The 19224-nt window shown below is 39.5% G+C and carries 21 protein-coding genes and 1 pseudogene; 1 reads left to right on the forward strand and 21 read right to left on the reverse strand.

Annotation, left to right across the window (positions count from 1 at the left end):
- Nucleotides 1–319: 319 nt before the first annotated feature.
- The 5 genes from fliS to ACQKN3_RS10655 all read right to left on the reverse strand — a co-directional run bounded on the left by fliS (nt 320) and on the right by ACQKN3_RS10655 (nt 4013).
- Complete coding sequence (gene fliS, locus ACQKN3_RS10635; protein ID WP_427711238.1) at nt 320–727, reverse strand: flagellar export chaperone FliS; 408 nt, start codon at nt 725–727, stop codon at nt 320–322.
- Between the two features lie 44 nt (nt 728–771).
- Entirely contained in the window at nt 772–1131 is a 360-nt protein-coding gene (locus ACQKN3_RS10640) for a flagellar protein FliT (RefSeq protein WP_427711240.1), read from the reverse strand.
- A gap of 18 nt (nt 1132–1149) precedes the next feature.
- Nucleotides 1150–3252 (reverse strand): flagellar filament capping protein FliD, encoded by a 2103-nt coding sequence (gene fliD / locus ACQKN3_RS10645; RefSeq protein ID WP_427711242.1) that lies wholly within the window; start codon nt 3250–3252, stop codon nt 1150–1152.
- A gap of 57 nt (nt 3253–3309) precedes the next feature.
- Nucleotides 3310–3666 carry a flagellar protein FlaG gene (locus ACQKN3_RS10650; RefSeq protein WP_427711244.1) on the reverse strand — a complete coding sequence of 119 codons (357 nt, stop codon included), beginning with the start codon at nt 3664–3666 and terminating at the stop codon, nt 3310–3312.
- A 104-nt stretch (nt 3667–3770) separates the two neighbouring features.
- Nucleotides 3771–4013, reverse strand: coding sequence for a hypothetical protein (locus ACQKN3_RS10655; RefSeq protein ID WP_427711246.1), 243 nt, complete (start codon nt 4011–4013; stop codon nt 3771–3773).
- A 119-nt stretch (nt 4014–4132) separates the two neighbouring features.
- Between ACQKN3_RS10655 and ACQKN3_RS10660 the strand changes: the two genes are divergently transcribed.
- Nucleotides 4133–4738 carry a hypothetical protein gene (locus tag ACQKN3_RS10660; RefSeq protein WP_427711248.1) on the forward strand — a complete coding sequence of 202 codons (606 nt, stop codon included), beginning with the start codon at nt 4133–4135 and terminating at the stop codon, nt 4736–4738.
- A gap of 397 nt (nt 4739–5135) precedes the next feature.
- Here ACQKN3_RS10660 and ACQKN3_RS10665 read toward each other — a convergent pair.
- From ACQKN3_RS10665 to ACQKN3_RS10740, 16 genes and pseudogenes are all read right to left on the reverse strand, one after another.
- Nucleotides 5136–5249 (reverse strand): annotated as a pseudogene (locus tag ACQKN3_RS10665) (flagellin); the annotation flags it as partial.
- Between the two features lie 344 nt (nt 5250–5593).
- Nucleotides 5594–7315, reverse strand: coding sequence for a flagellin (locus tag ACQKN3_RS10670; RefSeq protein ID WP_427711250.1), 1722 nt, complete (start codon nt 7313–7315; stop codon nt 5594–5596).
- Between the two features lie 159 nt (nt 7316–7474).
- On the reverse strand, nt 7475–7687 hold the full coding sequence (gene csrA, locus ACQKN3_RS10675; protein ID WP_427711252.1) for a carbon storage regulator CsrA: 213 nt from the start codon (nt 7685–7687) through the stop codon (nt 7475–7477).
- Between the two features lie 5 nt (nt 7688–7692).
- Nucleotides 7693–8127 carry a flagellar assembly protein FliW gene (fliW, locus tag ACQKN3_RS10680; protein ID WP_427711254.1) on the reverse strand — a complete coding sequence of 145 codons (435 nt, stop codon included), beginning with the start codon at nt 8125–8127 and terminating at the stop codon, nt 7693–7695.
- 11 nt (nt 8128–8138) lie between these two features.
- Nucleotides 8139–8693, reverse strand: a complete 555-nt coding sequence (locus tag ACQKN3_RS10685; RefSeq protein WP_427711256.1) for a DUF6470 family protein — start codon at nt 8691–8693, stop codon at nt 8139–8141.
- Nucleotides 8694–8748: 55 nt separating this feature from the next.
- Nucleotides 8749–9624, reverse strand: a complete 876-nt coding sequence (flgL, locus tag ACQKN3_RS10690; protein WP_427711258.1) for a flagellar hook-associated protein FlgL — start codon at nt 9622–9624, stop codon at nt 8749–8751.
- A 13-nt stretch (nt 9625–9637) separates the two neighbouring features.
- The gene (gene flgK, locus ACQKN3_RS10695) at nt 9638–11224 is read right to left on the reverse strand and encodes a flagellar hook-associated protein FlgK (RefSeq protein ID WP_427711260.1); all 1587 of its coding nucleotides are present in this window, start codon (nt 11222–11224) and stop codon (nt 9638–9640) included.
- Nucleotides 11225–11325: 101 nt separating this feature from the next.
- Nucleotides 11326–11829 (reverse strand): flagellar protein FlgN, encoded by a 504-nt coding sequence (locus tag ACQKN3_RS10700; RefSeq protein WP_427711262.1) that lies wholly within the window; start codon nt 11827–11829, stop codon nt 11326–11328.
- Nucleotides 11830–11865: 36 nt separating this feature from the next.
- Nucleotides 11866–12126, reverse strand: a complete 261-nt coding sequence (gene flgM, locus ACQKN3_RS10705) for a flagellar biosynthesis anti-sigma factor FlgM (protein ID WP_427711264.1) — start codon at nt 12124–12126, stop codon at nt 11866–11868.
- Nucleotides 12127–12295: 169 nt separating this feature from the next.
- Nucleotides 12296–12706, reverse strand: a complete 411-nt coding sequence (locus ACQKN3_RS10710) for a TIGR03826 family flagellar region protein (protein ID WP_427711266.1) — start codon at nt 12704–12706, stop codon at nt 12296–12298.
- 68 nt (nt 12707–12774) lie between these two features.
- Complete coding sequence (locus ACQKN3_RS10715; RefSeq protein ID WP_427711267.1) at nt 12775–13380, reverse strand: ComF family protein; 606 nt, start codon at nt 13378–13380, stop codon at nt 12775–12777.
- A complete protein-coding gene (locus tag ACQKN3_RS10720) occupies nt 13373–14830 on the reverse strand; it encodes a DEAD/DEAH box helicase (protein ID WP_427711269.1) in 1458 nt (485 codons plus the stop codon). Before ACQKN3_RS10720 ends, ACQKN3_RS10715 begins: the two co-directional genes overlap by 8 nt.
- A 643-nt stretch (nt 14831–15473) precedes the next feature.
- The gene (locus ACQKN3_RS10725) at nt 15474–16316 is read right to left on the reverse strand and encodes a DegV family protein (RefSeq protein ID WP_427711271.1); all 843 of its coding nucleotides are present in this window, start codon (nt 16314–16316) and stop codon (nt 15474–15476) included.
- 176 nt (nt 16317–16492) lie between these two features.
- Nucleotides 16493–17011: a DUF4440 domain-containing protein gene (locus ACQKN3_RS10730; RefSeq protein WP_427711273.1), complete on the reverse strand. Its 519-nt coding sequence runs from the start codon at nt 17009–17011 to the stop codon at nt 16493–16495.
- A gap of 297 nt (nt 17012–17308) precedes the next feature.
- Nucleotides 17309–17983, reverse strand: a complete 675-nt coding sequence (locus ACQKN3_RS10735; RefSeq protein ID WP_427711275.1) for a response regulator — start codon at nt 17981–17983, stop codon at nt 17309–17311.
- Nucleotides 17984–18005: 22 nt separating this feature from the next.
- Nucleotides 18006–19169, reverse strand: coding sequence for a sensor histidine kinase (locus ACQKN3_RS10740; protein WP_427711277.1), 1164 nt, complete (start codon nt 19167–19169; stop codon nt 18006–18008).
- Nucleotides 19170–19224: the final 55 nt, after the last annotated feature.

The following is a 19224-nucleotide window of genomic DNA, read 5'->3' on the forward strand; positions in this document are numbered from 1 at the left end:
CATGGGATGTAGTTGCATTTCGAGGGTTTAATATTACCGTTTTCTATTTACTAAGTGGCGAATATTAATTTATGGATGCTGACGGTCGTAGGATGATTTTAGATTAATGTAGGTCTATCGGTTATGTAAGGTTAATCTAAACTAGATGTTTTTAAGTGATATTTGCTAATTATTTACATTATACAAAATAGTACAATATAATCAATACTATTTTGATTATTTTAAATTTTATAAATAAAGAAGTCGAAATAGAGAGAAAAGTTACATATAAAAAGCCGTTGCGAAAAGATTGTATTTTTCTCACAACGGCTTCTATATTTTATACTTGTCCAGCTGTACCATATTGCTGCTGACGTGTAATTTTGATAACTTCTTTCCAAGTGTCGCGGAATTCTGTTACGAGGCCTTCGACTTCTACAATAATAGTAGAGTCGTTGTTGATATTTGCTTCCATTAAACGGCGGTTCATATAGTCGTATAATGGAATCATTTGCTTGGACACTTCAAAATCCGCATTTAAAGTCGACATAAGCTCCGAAATAATCGCCTGTGCCTTTTGAATGTTTGTGTTTTTTTCTTCAATATTTTTTTCTTCAATCGCTTTTTTTGCTCTCGTTAAAAATTTCAGGCAGCCATTATAAAGCATTAATGTAAGCTCACCCGGTGACGCCGTTGTCACACTGTTTTGTTTATATGCATTAAAAGCAGCTGCTGTTTGAACTGTCATTATACACACTCCTCTATAGTTAAAACGCGCGTACCAGCACGTTGTTATTTCTTTTGATCGTAGTACTTCCCGTCCATGACACGAACGGACGCATACGGGTTATTATACTGCACTTCGCTTTTCTTTGCTGTCTGGACATTTTTCATATCCTGTCTGATTTCGCCCATGAGCGATGCCAGACGTTCCTGTATCCCTTTGTCGAGCTCTTGTAACAGCGCATGCTGCGGGTTTGTTTTGGACAGCTGAATATTTTCCTGTTGAAGGGAGACAATGAGCCGGCCGCGCTCTTCCAGCAGCTCATCAACCGTTTTTAAAAGCGCATCACGGTCTTCTGTTTGCCCCACTTCTCCAAGTTGTTTAAAAAGCTTTGCGGAAACTTGAAGTAATTGTTGTTCTACCGCCATGTTTTCGCCTCCGCTCTTTTAGTAATACTGACTCATTAATGATGCCGATTGACTGTTTGCTTTGTTGATCATCGCTTCCATCGCACCGAACTGCTTCCAGTAGCGGTCTTCAATCGATATCAATTTATCTTTCCACGCATCTAGACTTTGGTTGACATTACGCAAATATTTCCCTAATGTATATTGCGTTTCCGTCATCGAACCACGGCCTGCACGCTCATCGATTTTCTTCTCGATCGCATCCATCTCATCACGGATTTTACGCATGAAGCCGCGTGTATCGCTTTGAACTGTTGTGCCGTCAGCTTTTGTTACAGTAGCAGATTTTTCACCGCTCATTGTCAGCAACTGAACAACAGCATCCGGATCTTCTTCCAATGCTTTACGCAATTTCGTTTCATCGATTTCAAGCGTACCACCGCTGTTGTAGTCTTTCGAAGTACCGATACCGATCGTGTAGAGGGCATTGTACTTCTGATTTGTTACTGCATGATTTGTTTGGTATACAAGGCCACGAAGTGAAGAAAGGCCGCTAGTAATAATGGAATCATTTCGCAACAAACCGCTTTTCGCGCGAGTTTCCCAGTTCTCAATATCTTTTGTATCCATTTCTTTCTTTTGTAGCTCTGTCAATGGCTGATAGTCACGGTATTTCGGCTGTTTTGTTTGATCGGTTAAATCTTTAATGAAGCCATTGTATGTTGAAACGAATTCTTTTACTTTGGTCATGATTTCGTCGACGTTTGTGGACGCTGTCATTGTGACCGGTCCTTTGTCGATTGCCGTACCATCTTTCTCAGCAGCTGTAACAGCTATCTGAGCATCTTCTACTGAGGTCTGCGCATTTGTGTAAGTACTATAAAGTGCTCCCAGGGAATTTTTATCTGCCTGTGCAACGTTTAGTGCTTTCTTTTCAGTATCTGCTTCCACCATTTTCGTATGCACCTCTTTCAGTGCATCGAAATTATCCTGGCTAAGTGCTGTCAATGCGGCCAGTTCTTCCTCTGACTTTCCATCTATAAGTTCATCATAATTTGCAGCCTTACCAAGAGCTGTTTTGGCTTCCACCGATAACTCTTTGTACAGCTCACCCGCTTTTTTCCCATCGGCGTCGACTTTTACTTCCTCGGCACTAGCCAAGGCAGCCGTTGCCTCATCCGCTTTGATTTGAAGCGCTGCTACTTGTGTCGCAATTTCCGCCTGCATCCCTTCAACCTTATCTTTCAGTGAATCTGCTGTAGCAGCTCCATACACTTTTTCAAGCGCTTCAAGCTTATTCGTCAGGTTATCTTTGGCAAATTTTTCTGCATCCTCCGCAGCTGTCAATGCGCTTTTTGCAGCCGTTCCCTCATTGAACACCGACTTCAGCGTAATATTGTAGCCGTTCAGCGAAAAGGAATTCGTTGTGCGCTCAGTGGCAATACCGTTTACTTGGAATTTTGCATTTTGCCCGGATTCTGTAACAAGCTCCGTAAGACCCAGTGCGGCAAACAGCTCTTTCCCTGTATCATTCGTTTCCATCGCTGCTTTGCCGTCTATTTCCTGCCCCGTGTTTTTCGCTGTCAGGGAGAGTCTGCCTTTTTCAAATAATGCCGATACCCCAGCATTACTGCCGTTTATTTTCGTAATAAGTTCGTTGATCGTTGTATTTTCATCAATCCCGATGGAAATGGCTTCACCCATTTTCCCATTGCTATCGATGGCACTCAGCGTAAACGACTTCGGCATTTTTGTCGGATCGTCAAACAGGGAGCTCACCTTTGAACTGCCCGTTGCATTGATCGGTCCGCCGATGCCCCGCGCCGCTTTCGCCAGCTGTGACACGCCTTCAATTGATAGGGATCCCGATGCCGAACCAGTCGCAACAGCCGATACCAAATCCGAGTTTGAACTTGTCGCCGTCTTCGTATTTAAACTTTTTAAAATAAAATTATCCGCAATGTACGTATCGAGTGTAGTCATCTTTTTGTTGACATCACGGTAGGCATCTCGCTGCCATTCATAAATTTGCTTTTGCTGTTCGAGCTTGTCCATCGGCATTCGCTCAGCGACCATTAATTTTTCTACAATACTATCTATATCCATACCTGATGCTAAACCGCCAATACGCATCGTTGACATATAATCTCCTCCAAACTACTTATCCATCAATTTTGCCCAGCAATATTACGGCTGGCACTAAATTTTTTTATCGACAATCATTCCTACAAGCTTTTGCATTTCATAAAATACATCAAGCACTTTTTTGGAAGGAATTTCACGAATTACCTCATCTGTTTCTGAATTCACAAGCTGTGCGTAATACGTATCCAAACCTTCATGGAATACAAATTTCAGTTCACTGTTATTAATTGTAAAAAACTCATTTAAAGAATCAATCGCCTGCTCCAGTTTTTCTTTTGTATCTTTTTCATCTACTATCGGTTGATTTTTTTGTTGGGCAATGACATCTGTCTGTACAGGACGCGGCGCTTGTCCTTCTGCCGACTGCTGTGTCATGTTTGGCATTGAAATACTCGTTCCATCAATTCGCATTTATACCCCTCCGTTGACTTTCCTTGTTATGTATTTTATCGGCTGGAGATTTGTTTTTTTTATGGTCGATGGACAGATGATGAAAGAAATTTTGCTAGAGTTCGTTAATTGTAAAAAATTCGTAGCTGATTTTCTAATTCAGCCACCTCATTCTTCAACTGTAGAAATCGTTCATTTAGTCTAAGCTTTTGATTTTCAAGCATAGAAGTATCATCTAATGCTACTTGTTCAGCTATATGTTTCATTTCATATAATTTCTCTTCGACTTGTGCGAGTAGGTCATCACGCTGTTTTACCCACTGCAGCTGGGCTTCTAAAAATGCCTGCTCTTCCTTTTCATTTGTCATGAGATTCTCCGTTCAAATTTGTTTTATTTACTATAACAAAAATACAATTAGCTTTGATGTTAATATTCTAAACTCCATGATAAAATAGGAATATATGTTCGTTTAATGGTGGTGGAAATTTGAGGAATGAAAATGAATCTCACTATTTTATATGTGGAAAGTTATTAGGAGATGGCTGTATTACTAAACAGACAGGTAGAAAACCTAGGTTCCAGTTTATGCATAGGGTTGAGGATTTCGAATGGACCAATCATTGCTATGAAATATTAAAGCCTTACCTTCCTCTCAATCCACCTGTTTATAGAAAAGTAATTGATCTGCGCCTTAAAAAAGGATTTTCAGAAAGCTATGTAGTGCAATCTAAAACAAGTTCTGTTATTACATCAATCTATGAACAATGGTATCCAAAAGGCCAAAAAAAATTACCGACTGATTTTCTTGAACAATATTTAAACGAGCAAGCGCTTGCTTGGAGGTATCAGGATGATGGTCATTTAAAAATTGTGAACAACGTAGCACAAAAAATTATTTTATCGACAGACGGTTTTACGAAAGAAGAAAACACATGGCTCTCTGATTATCTGTTCCGTAAATTTCACTTAAAATTTCTTAGAGATGGCCAAAATCGTCTCATTTTATATGACCAATTTCAAATAATCTATTTCCTGAACCTTATTTCACCATGGCTTCATGGATCAATGGATAGAAAAAAATTGCCTGAATAGCGTTTTAGACCAATAGCAAAAAGAACGACAATATATTTACCTACAAATTTTAAATTACAAAAACCCACTCTTGAAATTATTGATAAACTCCATTTACTAAATAGCCTGTTATACGAAGATACTGGTACCATTTGTCCTAATCTTATTTTTAATGCCTTTAAACCATTTTTAAAAACGAATCAACATTTAAAAAGTTATCAAATTATTCTTCAAGATAATCATAGACTAGCTTTAGGGAAATTTCGCCAACAAACAGGTTTGTCCGTTAGTAAACTTGTTGAATACTGTTTTTATATTGATTAATGAAAAATAACTATATATTGAACACTTTAAGGACTTCTTAAATAGATAATTAAAAAAGACCCTAGCATTGCTAGAGTCTTTTTTGTAATAAAAATTAACGTAATAATTGTAATACGCCTTGTGGTTGTTGATTTGCTTGAGCTAACATAGCTTGAGCAGCTTGAGAAAGAATTGAATTCTTAGTTTGTTCCATCATTTCTTTCGCCATCGTGCGAACATTTACTTTCATAAATGACTAGACTATATCTTCACCCTCAACATGATTTGTTAGGGGTCGGGCACTTCGGATTCACAATGCTGATGGACATTGTTTCACCTATGGATTTCATCACCATAGCTTTCGCCTTAGATGGTCTATCCTAGTCGTTGAACCTTCTCCACTCTTTCGAGACAGGAGCTTGGCTGCTGATTGCCCAATCTCTCTTCTTTTCAACCATTCACGCTTGCCGTTTCCAGCTACGTTGTAGGGAAGTTAGTTTTAGGGGTTTCCAGCAATTCACCCGATAATTATCTCTAGCCGTTACCAGCTAGGACGACTGTGCTTGTTACTGCTTAAGCAGCTAAAGCATAATCTACGTCACGGATACGAGATTCCGCTGCAGTTAAGTTTTCAGAAGATGTACCTAAGTTGTTAATTGTGTGTTCTAAACGGTTTTGGAATGCACCAAGGTTAGAACGTTGAGATGATACTTTTTCAATAGCATTATTAATTACTTCAATAGCTGAAGACGCATTTTTATGATTTGAAACATCAAGTGCTGATTCTTTAACAGTGTTATTAGTACCATCTGTAACAACATTTTGAGATGTGAAACCAGTATCTCCAGCTTTTCCAGTAAGTTTTAAAGCACTTGAACGCATATCTTCAATTGAAATAGTCATACTTTGACCTTTATTTGCACCTACTTGGAAAGTAGCTTCGAAGTTTTCTTGTACTCCACCGTCTTTAACTTCAATCTTGTTACCTGCAGCACCAGCTGTAGCCGCAGTAATGTTTAATTGTGTAGCCGTACCACTGTCTTGTACTAGTTTAACTCCATCAAGTTTTGCACCTGCTTGTGTAGCTATATTTTTAACAAGTTCTGCTACTTTATCGCCGTCACTAGTTTCTGGATTTGCTAATGCCGTACTAATATTAACACCAATAGCATTACCAGTATAAGCACCGTCATTTGCATTATAGAATTCAATTTGTTGACCATTAATTGTCATTCCAGTGCCAACTAAAGCTTTGATATTAGCATCTGTTGTAGTGTCACCAGTAGTAGTACCTGCTCCATTTAATGATGCAAAGTCGATTTCTCTTGTAGCTGCAATTGCTGCAATATTTGTACCGTTAGTAGCTGCTCCACCTGTATTAGCAATACCTCCAGTAGCATCATTATCAACATCATTAGCAGTTAAGGTAGCAGCTCCAATTACTCCAGTAGCACCATCAAAAGCTCCACCTTTTACAGCTTTAATTGTAATATCTGCACCTGTACCAGAAACTTCATAATTTCCTTTTAATTGATCATTTTCATTAATCATCTTTGTAAGGGCATCTCTTAAACCAGCTGCTGAGTTTGCTGCAGAAGGACCTGCATCTATAGCAACATCTGCAGAAGTTGCATCAACATTATACCCCTGATTATCTCCCGCTGCAGTTCCATTAGAAGCACTAGCAGTAAATGTTACTGTTAAGTTAATACCATTTAGAGTGAACTCTGCTGTATCTCCTGCTTCTGCAGCAGCAGTTAGAGTAGTCGTTTGAGTTGCTTGAGTTTTTGTTGCATCTTGTCCAACAGTACCTGTTGCAGCAAGACCTAAACTTCCAGATACATCAGTTAATCCTGTTTCTTTAAGATTAGTTTTTCCATCACCTTTTAAAAGGCTTTGAGTATTGAACTCAGTAGTATTACCGATACGGTTAATTTCAGAAGTTAATTGGTTGATCTCTTTTTGAATTTCACCACGGTCTACAGTAACGTTAGTATCGTTTGATGCTTGAGTAGCAAGTTCACGCATACGTTGTAAAATTGAGTGAGTTTCGTTTAATGCACCCTCAGCTGTTTGGATCATAGAGATACCATCTTGAGCGTTTTTAGAAGCTTGGTCTAAACCACGTACTTGTGCACGCATTTTTTCAGAAATTGCAAGACCAGCTGCGTCATCTCCAGCACGGTTAATACGAAGACCTGAAGATAATTTCTCCATTGATTTAGATTGTCCAGCTGCTGCACTATTCAACTGACGGTGTGTGTTAAGTGCTGCGATATTGTGATTAATTCTCATTATTATTTCCTCCCTGGAATGTTGGACCCACATCCTTGTGGGCAAATTTTGTTTTATGTAGAAGAGAAGTTAGCCGGCCGGTCTGGCTTCTCTTGCTGACATTATTATTATCGGACGAACTATTTTTTGTTTAATAGTTTTCTAATCTTTTTTTCTTTTTTATTTCAACTTATTAAACAGCGACAAATCCTTAATTGCTGCCTCTGCATTCGAATCGGAAATATCCTTTCTAAGTTCACCTCGGATGATGTCCACATGCCGAGGTGCACGTATACCTACTTTCACCTGGTCACCCTTGACTTCCGTTATGACAATTTCAATCTCTTCATCGATCCAGATTGTTTCGCCTACTTTCCGTGTTAATACAAGCATGTGGTTTATACCTCCTTCTTCTCTACAGCTAACTGATGGCGGATTGCATAATCTTCTTCTAAAATAATTTGCTTAGCTAAATTGTTTTCAATGTTCAACACAATTGGTGCTTTCATATTTACTGTGGAATTCTCCAGCGTATCCTTTAATGACACAATAACAAATACCGCGACTTCATTATCATTTTTAATATCTAGTGCTTGAATAACTGATTTATCCATTTCAAAGCTATATTCAGCAAATATTGCGTATGGGCTTGTAATAATAAATGCTAGCCCTGATGTATTTACTGATTGCAATACTTGGTAGGCACTTGCCTCCGATAATGGCAGCTGAATAAATTCCTTTTCGTCTTCAAAACCGGGTAAACCATGCTCAAATTTGATGATTTGGGATGGGTTGATTTCGACTTCCCCCATATAAGCAGTTGTAATTTTCATCATATTCTCCTTTATACAAGCCAATCAATTTTCAAAGACGGGTATTGCTGTATTTCCACATTCACTTTCCCTGGTGTGTAATTATGGATTGGTTTGTTTATTTTTGTATTATTAATCACCTTTTGCGGTTCTACTTGAATATCTGCTGAACCAGGTGTGAAATTTATATTAACGCTATCGGCTTGCGGAATAAATTTAATTCCTAAGCTTGAATACGGCTGTCTTCCAGTTCTTTTTGCCTGTTCGGCAAGAGGATTTCCACCATTTTCAATTTCCATGAGTTCGATGCCTTCTTGTACCCTTCTTGCCAGTCCTTCCATTGCTGTTTGCTTACTGTACTGGGCAACTTCGGCTGTTCGGCTGCGTGAACTTTTTAAATCAAGGCTTTCTCGCATCTCAACCGAATCAATGGATAGCTCCGATTTCGTTGAACGGATTGACATTTCAGTTTTTGGTTGCTGAAGATCCAAATCGGCTTTCGGCTGTTCAATCTGCTGGACCGGCCTTTGTGTTGTTAATCCGATTTGTCCTCTTGTTGTCTGCAATTGAATTTGTGGGATATTCATGTTGTCCCTCCCTTTAAAGAAAGCGCTTGGCACAATGTGTCCAAACGCTTTTTCATTATCTTAAAAAGTCTGCTAATGTCGGTTGAATGATTTTTGCCCCTACCGATAAGGCGGCACGGTGAATCGATTCCTGTGTAATCATTTGAGTAATTGTTTTTTCATAGTCGATGTCTTCATTTTCAGACATGCGCTTTGTTGCGATTACTTCCTGCGACTGCAGACGTGTGTCCATTAATTCCACACGGTTTTGAAGTGCACCGATTCCAGCTCTTGTTTCAAGTAGCTTGTTCATATTTTTATCAATTGTAGATATATGTTCTGAAAGCTCACTGCCTGTTGCACCGCCTTCAATCGCTGTGCTGATGTCTTCAAACATTTTATCGATATCTTTAAATACATCGATTGGGGTACTATTAATCGGCAACATAATTCCGCTGAACACTTCAATTTCAATTGGTTTTGCAAATGCTGGATCGTCTACATAATTTTCCCCATCAAATGGTGGTGTCGTAGTTTTTGTTCCGCTGAAAATATAGCGGTCACCAATTTTCGTATTCGCCAAGTTTTGAATATGTTCTCTTATCTGCTGAAGTTCACTGTCGATTTTTTTACGGTCATCTATCGTATTAGTATCAGATGAAGCCTGTACCATCAGTTCATTTGCTCGTTGAATCGATGAGCCGATTTTATCGAATGTGTCATCTGTCGTATCAAGCCAGTTATGTGCTTCTCCGATATTGCGGGCAAATTGCTCCACATTGTTTAGCTCGGCACGGTAGTTAATACCTTTCATAGCAGTAACGGGATCATCTGATGGACGGTTAACCTTTTTCCCTGTGTTCACCTGCTCCTGAAGTTTCCCCATTTTTTCATAGCTGTTTGATAAATTACGCAACATATTGCCTGAAAGCATTGATTGTGTCACACGCATTTTGGTCTACCTCCTATAATCCGGCGCGACCCATGCCGTTGATTATTTTATCTAGTGTTTCATCTATTACAGTAATCATTCGTGCATTAGCATTGTAAGCCTGCTGGAATGTAATCATATTTGTCATTTCCTCATCGAGCGATACAGAACTTACCGAGTCACGGCGCTCTTTTACCGCCTGCTGAAGTGTCCCTGCATTATATTCAAGACGCGCTGCCTGCTGACCATCTACACCAAGCTGTCCGATTAAGCCTTCGAAGTATGTTTGAACACTCAGATTATCTAAATCTTCTAGCGCTACAAATTTCATATTTGCCAAAAGAAGTGCATTTTTACCGTTTCCTGCTTCTGCATTACCCGGATCAGAATCTGAGGCTACAATTGTGTTCGGATTTTTTATAATTGTATCCGATACATAAATATTTTCTGCTGTAATGCCCGTTGCTAGCGGATCATTTGAAATAAAGAAATTTTCTCCTGGATTTCCTTTCAAGTCTGTTCCGCTCTTATGAATTTCATTGAACTTTTCAGCAAAAGCTTTGGCCATGTCGTTTAATTTATTGATCATTTCCGGGAAGAGCCCTGTTGTCTCATTGTTATCATTTGTATAACCATAAGAATTGACTAAAGACTTAAACTTCCCAAGATCGCTAAAGTCGTTGATATCAACATTAGTACCTGTTTGAGACCAGTCAGCCGGAAGATCAGTATCTTTTCCGTCACTGTCTAATTTCACAAGTGATATCCCCGTCATATTGCCAACTGGTGTGACACCGTCATCTGCTCCATCTGTACGGAACTGCGCATAATCTTTTCCGTCTACTAGTTTAAGCTTTGAGCCGTCTTTCAATAGAAGACTTACAGTAACCGGTCCCTCCGCAATCGCTAAAGAGTTCCCGCCTGAACCTTTTTCAGAGCGCTTCACTTCAATTGGGAAATGTGTTGCAAGCTCATCTATTAAACTATCCCGTGTATCATATAAATCGTTCGGCATATAGCCATTCGGTTCGATTGTTTGAATTTGGGCATTCAGATCGCCAATTTGTTTCAAAATCGAGTTTGCATCTCTTAATTGAATTCCGAGTTCCGCACCTGCATTGTCCTGGATTTTTTTAATCGAGTTATACATGTAATGGAAAGAATCTGCTACTGCAATACCGCGCTGTACGACAACTGCACGTGTTCCACCATTTTCCGGACGGACATTTAAATCCTGCAATGAATTCCATAACTCATTCAACGATTCCGCCAGACCGTAATCTGATGGCTCATTCAACACATCTTCTAGCTGACTAATAGAATGAGATCTTGTCTGCCAGTAACCAAGTTTATGTGTTTCCTGTCTGTATTGCTGATCAACAAAACTATCTCTAATTCGCTGTACAGAATGTGCCTGTACCCCTGTTCCGATATGCCCCGCCGATTTACCTGTATTTAAACCCGGACTTGGAAATCCCGGTGTTGTTTCCATGTTAACGCGTTGGCGAGAATAGCCATCTGTATTGGCATTTGAAATATTATGTCCTGTTGTGTAAAGCGCTGATTGCTGCGTGAAGAGACCACGCTTGCTTGCTTCAAGTCCCATAAATGTTGAACGCATTGTAGGACCTCCCTTTTAAGTGTGTTTACCTCTAATTTTTGATATTCTTCCCATAAAAAAAGCATGTATAGCTCCCGCAGCATGCGGAAGCTTACATGCGATTAGGCTTTAAATTCATTGAAAGAACGTTTCGTTAATTCTGCATTTCCGCGCACTTCTGCACCGGAATAATTGAACTGTTCGGTACGTTGCGGGCGCATTGCATCCAATGTAATGTTAATAAACTGCAATGAGTTCATGACCAATTTCTGATTCAAATCATTTTGCATCTTTAATTGATTCAAGAGCGCGATTAATCGCTCGCGCACACTGACCAATTTTTCTGTGGATTCGCTGTTTTCAGCAGCCGTTATCACATCCGCAACAGACGGCGTGTCAGTGAGAGCAATTCCTTTTGCTCGGAGGTAATCCGTTACCATCGACTGACGCTGTTGTTCAAGTGTGTTAATCGCCGCTACATGTGCCTGCTCATTTTTGATGAGCTGGTCAAGCTTTTCCATATCACCTTGCTTAATGTATTCCGTTTTCGCAAGCGCTAGTTCCAGCAGACTTTTATGCATTTTCTCTAGCTTCTCCAGCGTGACGACAATCGTGGCAATTGACATGTATTTAGCGCTCCCTTGCTTGTAAAATTTCTGTTATTAGTCTCGGTAGAATTTCAGCATGTCTTCAGCAACCTGCTTTGCGTCTACTTTGTAGTTTCCAGAATCAATATCTTCCTTAATCTTTTTCACACGCTCTGCACGCTCATTTGCATAGGTCGAATTCGCCTGCATCTCTTTTGCTTTACTTGAAATTTCGATCTGGTCTGCAAAAGTTTTTTGTGTTTCTGCACTCTTTACGGCGCGTGCCTGTTTGTTGTACGGATTGACCGCCTGCAAACCGATTGGATTAATCTTCATCTTTATAGACCTCCTCTCAAATTAAAAGCTATGTCTACTATATATTTCGACTGCTTTACCCAATTGTTTATGCTTTATCACAAAAAACTGGACTTATGTAGTATTTTATTATGCTCATTTTACGAAAAATAAAAACGAAGTCCTATTCAAACGACTTCGTTTTACGAATTTATTTTTTTTCAGAGAGATATGTCCCACGATTTTGACGATTCATCTCATCACGGAATTCCTGTGCTGCTTCCAATGTACGTAACTCTGATTTTAATTCATTTTGACATTTTTCACATAGCTTTCCTGTAGTTGTCAAACGTCCACAGTTGTCACACGGGTAGCCAAGGTTTGGAAACATTGCCGGGTGCAGACGTCCTTTCCGTACCCATTTATAAAGCAAGTCGCGCTCAACACCCGTCGCCTCTACAATCCGGTCGACATTCGCAGCACGGTTTTCACGCTTACGCAGGAAACGATACACTTCCTGATATTGATCCTCTTCTTTTTGTGCACAGTTATGGCAAACTTCCCTCATACCTGTATAGTTAAAAAAACCGTTACACGTCGGGCAATTTCTTAATTCAGCCATTTGAGCCCTCCTCATTCATTCTCTTTTTAAATGCTTTATTGATTTTTATTAAATAATAGGTTCTATTTTTACCCATGAATTAATGTGAATCCATCCACTGTTTTTGCGCCCGCATCGAGCAGCGCCTTTTTCGCATGGTTTAATGTTGTCCCTGTAGTATAAATATCGTCAACTATAAGTAAATTTTCATCTTTTATTGCAGTCGAGTTGATGACTTCAAAAAGTTGCGGGGTTTTTAGACGTTCTTCTCTTGTTTTAAGTGATTGCTGCTCAGTCGAAACCTTGGTTAAATGATGAGCAAACGGAATATTTGCTGCTTTTAGCAATTCATCGATATGTGCGAATGTCCTTAGTCGCAAGTTTTCGGGATGCATCGGAATCGGGATAATGAGACGGGTTTCATTTTTGAGCTGTTCGTGGAGAGTTTTATTGAATACTTTGGCAAGGAGTATATCGTGAAGAAACTTATAGCGATGCAAATAATCTTTCATTGCTTCATTATAATGAAATAAAGATACGACTCCCCCTTCCTGTTGCATCTCGATTCGTTGAAAGCCTTGTTCACAGCGAGCGCAAATGGTTTGCGGCAATGTTTTTAGCAGAAGTTCTTTCCAGCCAATGTTTTGCTGAAGCTCACGGTCACATAAGAGGCAGCTCTGGATCGGCTTATTCATGGCGGTTCATCTCCAATATTTTATTGCGCGCCTGGTCCATTTCCATCGTGATGCCATGGTGGAAAAATACGATATCCCCAGTAGGGTACTGTATATTTCGTCCGACTCTCCCGCTAATTTGAATAAGCGCACTCGATGTGAAAACAGGATTTTCCGCACCGACTACGGCTACCTGGACATTTTTAATTGTGATTCCGCGTTCCAGTATAGTCGTAGTTAATAGACCTTTCCGTTGTTCATTGCGCAATTGCAGAACTTTTTCTTTCCGTTCGGGGTCTTCGGAATGGACACTTTCTATAGTAGATTCTATTTTTTGAAACAGGGGTGTTGCTAGTTCCATTAGTTCGATTGTCGGGAAGAAAATGAGGAAAGGTTCGTTCTGTTGAAGTCTTTGGTAGAGCCAGACTTGGAGTTTTTGTGGGATTTTATTTTTCTGAAGTGCTTTTTCATAATTCCAAAGCGACTGGAACCTCGGAACTGGTAAAGGATGACCATGGAATCTTCTTGCAATAAATGAGTATCCCCAGTTTTCTGTTTTTTGCTGAAGGAGTAATTTGTTCGACGGAGTGGCTGTAACGAATGCAATAGGGGCATCCGGTTTTTTCGTTTTCAGTACTGCACGCTGCAACGCCTCATCATAAGTGTAGGGGAAGGCATCAGCTTCATCGACAATCATGGCATCGAATGCATGCTCAAACCGGTACAGCTGATGTGTTGTAGCCAGGACAAGCTGTGCAAACTCGGCGTTATTTTCTGCGCCGCCGTAAAGCGCATGGATAGTAATCTTTTGGAACACTTGCTGAAAACGAGGATACAGCTCTAAGACAACATCTGTTCTAGGTGTTGCCACACAAACCCTCTTTCCTGCTTTAAGTGATTCTTGTATTGCGGTGAAAAGAATCTCAGTTTTTCCAGCACCACAAACTGCTTCCAATAGGTGATTTCTGTTTTGTGAAATACTGTGGGCGAGTTCATCCGCCGCTTTTTTCTGGTAAGGTGTAAGGTTACCGGCCCATGCAAACTTAACTTGAGATTTGAATTTTCGAGTTTCCGTTCCCTTCCAGAGAATCAATTCATCACAGCTACACATTCGTCCCATAGTAATACAATGCCGGCAATAGTGACAGACTTTTTGACACTTCGCACAGTGAAAAGAAACGAATTTATGTGGTTGTTCATTTAGACAACGACGGCAAATCAACTTGGGGGCTGTATTGACAGCGGATGTTGTTTCAAAATAGCCTCGGTTGATATAAGTGTCAATTTTTTGCTGCGGAAATGGTGTGTGAAGACGCGACCATATTCGGCCGTTGAAGAAATTTACAATTGCCGGTTCGGGGATGAATCCGGTGTAGCGGGTATGAGTTGTATAATTGAGTATATCTGAGTCTTTTGGGACCAAGGACTTGAGAAGTCGATAACGTTTGTTTTTTGAAGTTGTTGTTAACATAATCTTCGCTCCTTTATTTAATTTTTATCTTTAAAAGTTGTTGCTGATCTTCGAAATTAAATGGGCTAATGAAGTAACCGCGGACTATTCTACTTTTATTACAATAGGTTCTACATTTCCCTGTTCATGTTCCACTTTTCGCCCAGAACTTTCTACTTTCAGAGGCTTTCGTTATACATTCTAGTCACGAACTTCTAATAACTACACCCACTTCTACTTACACTCGAAACTTTCTACTTTTCCCTGTTTATATTCCACTTTCTGCTCAGGACTTTCTACTTTCAGAGGCTCTCGTTCTACATTCTAGTCACGAACTTCTAATAACTACATTCACTTCTACTTATCACTCGAAACTTTCTACTTTCCCCTGTTTATATTCCACTTTCTGCCCAGAACTTTCTACTTTCAGAGGCTCTCGTTCTACATTCTAGTCACGAACTTCTAATAACTACATTCACTTCTACTTATCACTCGAAACTTTCTACTTTTCCCTGTTCATGTTCCACTTTCCGCCCAGTACTTTCTACTTTTCACCGCCCACGATCTACTTTCCAACCACGAACTTCTAATTGCCACCCTACCTCTCCACAATCAAAAAAAGCCACTAACTCCCTCAGAAGTAGTGACTGTTAAGCCTAAAAAATTATTTTTTAATCCATCCCATCGCCATTGCACCTTCACCTAGGTGTGTACCGATGACCGGACCGAAGTAGCTTAGTGTGAAATCGACTGTTGGGTAAGCTGCTTCCAGAGACTTCATCCATTCGCGTGCTTCTTCCTCACAGTTGGCGTGAATAACTGTTGCTTGAAGATTACCGTGTTTTTCGACTGCTGAAGCGAGTTGCTCTTCTACTCGGCGTAATGCTTTTTTGCGTGTACGAATTTTTTCGAATGGCACGATGACTTTGTTCTTGAATGTTAAAATCGGTTTTACTTGAAGTAATCCGCCGATTAATGCTGCTGCTGCTGATAAGCGACCGCCGCGCTGCAGATGCTGTAGATCGTCTACAATAATGTAATCATCCATTGTATTTTTCAGATCGTTCAAGTGCGCCATTATCTGCTCGCCTGAAGCGCCTTCCGAAGCTAGTTTCGCTGCTTCTTTTACATAGAATCCTTGCAAATAGGCGGCAACTTCTGAATCAAATGCGTGAACGTTTACGCCTTCCACCATTGCGCCCGCTTGGACAGCACCTTGGAAAGTTCCGCTGATTCCGCTTGATAGGTGAATCGTTACAATTTCTTCATAATCTTTTCCTAAAGTTTCAAAAAGCTCGACAAATTTTCCGACAGACGGTTGCGTTGTTTTCGGAAACTCCGCTGCACCGCGCACACGATCGTAAAATTCTGAAGCTGTAATATCAATTTCTTCATCGTAAAATGTTCCTTCAATGTTAACACTTAGAGGAATCATATGGACATTGTACGAATTTCGTTCTTCAAGTGTTAAATAGGCTGTACTATCTGTAACAATTGCTGTTTTCATCGCTCTCCCACTCTCCTATGTTCACTAGTTTACATGAACTCACTATAATTGTGAACGGTAATTTGCCTTTCTTATAGGGAACTCCGCACTTTCACGCCCTCATCGCTATATGAAAAAAACATCTTGGCATCAATTTATGCAAGATGTTTTTACTATATATTATAGAAGATAAGTTTTTATTCACTGCCGATATAATAGATGCTCGAAACTTTCCAACCGTCTTCCTTCTTCAATACCGTTACTTGGCGGCCAACACCGGATAGTTCTGCACCTGTATCGATTTCTTTCGTTTCTGTTGTTAAATTGGAAAATACTTGGGCTTCATCACCACTATATTTTACAATCGTAATATCTTCAGCCGTGCGTTTCACATCATATTGATTAAACACGTCGGAAACCGCTTCGATATCTTCATCATAATTAAAACCTGTCGCATTTTTTGATATTATATTTTTATAACGTTCTAAATCTTTTTCATTAAAGGCTGCAATATATTCATTAAAAGCAGATATAATATTATTTTTTTCTGCTTCCGGGACATCTGCCTCTTCCTGAATTGAATCACCCATCATTTCAAAGCCTACAGTACCTTCGTCGATCGTTTTCTGCAGATTTTCAGGTGAAGCTTCTTGTTTATCCCCGCAAGCTGCCAGTACAAAAACCGTAAGTACAGCTACCAACCATTTTTTCATCATTTTACAACCTCCCGCAAAACATTTTAGCACACAATATTGGAAAAACCCATCTCGTACAAATTAGCATGTGATGATGTTTTTTCTTATACAAATATCATTAAAGACCGATAATTTCCTTATCAACATAAAATTCGATATTCGAATTATTTGCTATCGCCTTCAAAACATTAGGACGAAACTTGTTCACAGATGTTTCATAGAATACATGGCTAAAACTATTTATTAATCGGTAATATTATGTAAAAATAAAAACAAGGATACGAAAATCGAATCCTTGTTTTAACGTTTAATATGTAATTAACGTACTTCTACCCAGCCGTTTTTGATTGCTGTTACTACTGCTTGTGTACGGTCATTAACATTCATTTTTTGTAAGATACTTGATACATGGTTTTTAACCGTTTTTTCCGAGATGAATAATGTCTCCCCGATTGTACGGTTTGATTGGCCATCTGTTAATAATTGAAGCACTTCACATTCACGCTTCGTTAATAAGTGGAATGGACGGCGAATTTCTGTTTGATGGAAATTACCTTTGTTTTCGTGCTCTGATAGACGACGAAATTCCGCAACTAAATTTTTCGTTACTTTCGGGTGCAGGTAAGAACCACCGTTAGAAACAACTTTGATCGCTTCAACGATTTCATCGGCATCCATTTCTTTCAGCATATAGCCAAGTGCACCTGATTTTAATGCGTGTGTTACATATGATTCATCATCATGAATCGATAAAACCATTACTTTTGCATCCGGATGTACAGCAATTAAATCAGCTGTCGCCTCTACACCGTTTCTGCCCGGCATATTAATATCCATTAATACAACATCCGGTTCGTTTTGTTCATATAAGTTTACGATATCTGTGCCGTCATCACCTTCAGCAACAACCTCGAATGTGTCTTCAAAATCTAAAATACGTTTTACCCCTTCACGGAATAATTGGTGATCGTCTACAATAATAATTTTTGTCATTTTGAAACCCCCTGGAATTCTGCTATCTTATCTCTTCATCTTTTGTCGGCAATGGAATTTTCATTAAAATAGTTGTTCCTTTACCGATGCTGCTGCTAATTTTCAAAGAACCTTTCAGCAGATCAATTCTTTCTTTCATCCCTATAATACCGAAAGATCCTTCACGAACGCTTTCTGTATCAAATCCAACTCCGTTATCTTTTACTACAACATTAATTTCGTCACATAACCACTCAAGTTTAACAATAATCAGGTTTGGTTTTCCGTGTTTCAATGCATTGTTTACACTTTCCTGCACTAAACGGAAAACAGCCACCTCATAATCTGAAGGGATTCTGCGCTCGTTATTATATGAAAGGAACTGAATCTCAACACCCGGATTATATTCCATAATCGTAGATAAATACTTTTTCAATGTCGGATCAATACCTAGGTCATCGAGTGCCATTGGACGTAAATCATAAATAATGCGGCGTACTTCGGATAAGGCGTTGCGAACGCTTATTTTCAAGTCATGAATTTCTTTTAAAGCGGCGTCGGCTCCCTTTTCTCGGAAAGTGCGGTCAATTAAATTAGAACGCATCAGCACATTCGCCATCATTTGTGCAGGCCCATCATGAATTTCACGCGATAAACGCTTCCGTTCTTCTTCCTGGGCTGCGATAATACGTATACCAAAATCCTGTTTGATCTTAGCCTGTTCAAGTGCTGCCCCGACATTTTTCAGATCGGTCGTCAAAAAGTTAATAACAACATTCACTTGGTTCACGATATGATCCGCTCTTTCAATCGTATCATAAAGTGTGCGCAGGCGTCTTTCCAAATCGTCACGCTTATCTCTTAGCTGCTTTTCACGCTCTCGGCAAAGAGAAACCTTTAATTGTAAATTACTTGTATTTTCATAAGCTGCACGTATTTGCTCTTCTGAATGATTATTGAAACTTTTACTTACAACGACTAATCGCTGTCTAGATAATTGAAGCAACTTTTCCAAGTTATCACTTTCATCTATTATAATCTTAATTTCATGACGCACAACTTCCAGCTCTTGTTGCATCTCTTCAAAGTTTCTGCGGCTTTGTTCGCTTATAATAAATACATCATCTTTCGAACTTGTAATAGTTTCCAACATTCGATTAAATATTACATCAAGCGAGGCGATGTCTATTTGATTGTTTTCTAGCACTTTTTCCCCACCTTACTTAGTCAGAATGCGAACTACTCTATCTTTTTACTTTGCA

Origin of the sequence: Solibacillus sp. NPDC093137 (assembly GCF_050280445.1) — a bacterium.
GTDB classification, from domain to species: domain Bacteria; phylum Bacillota; class Bacilli; order Bacillales_A; family Planococcaceae; genus Solibacillus; species Solibacillus isronensis_B.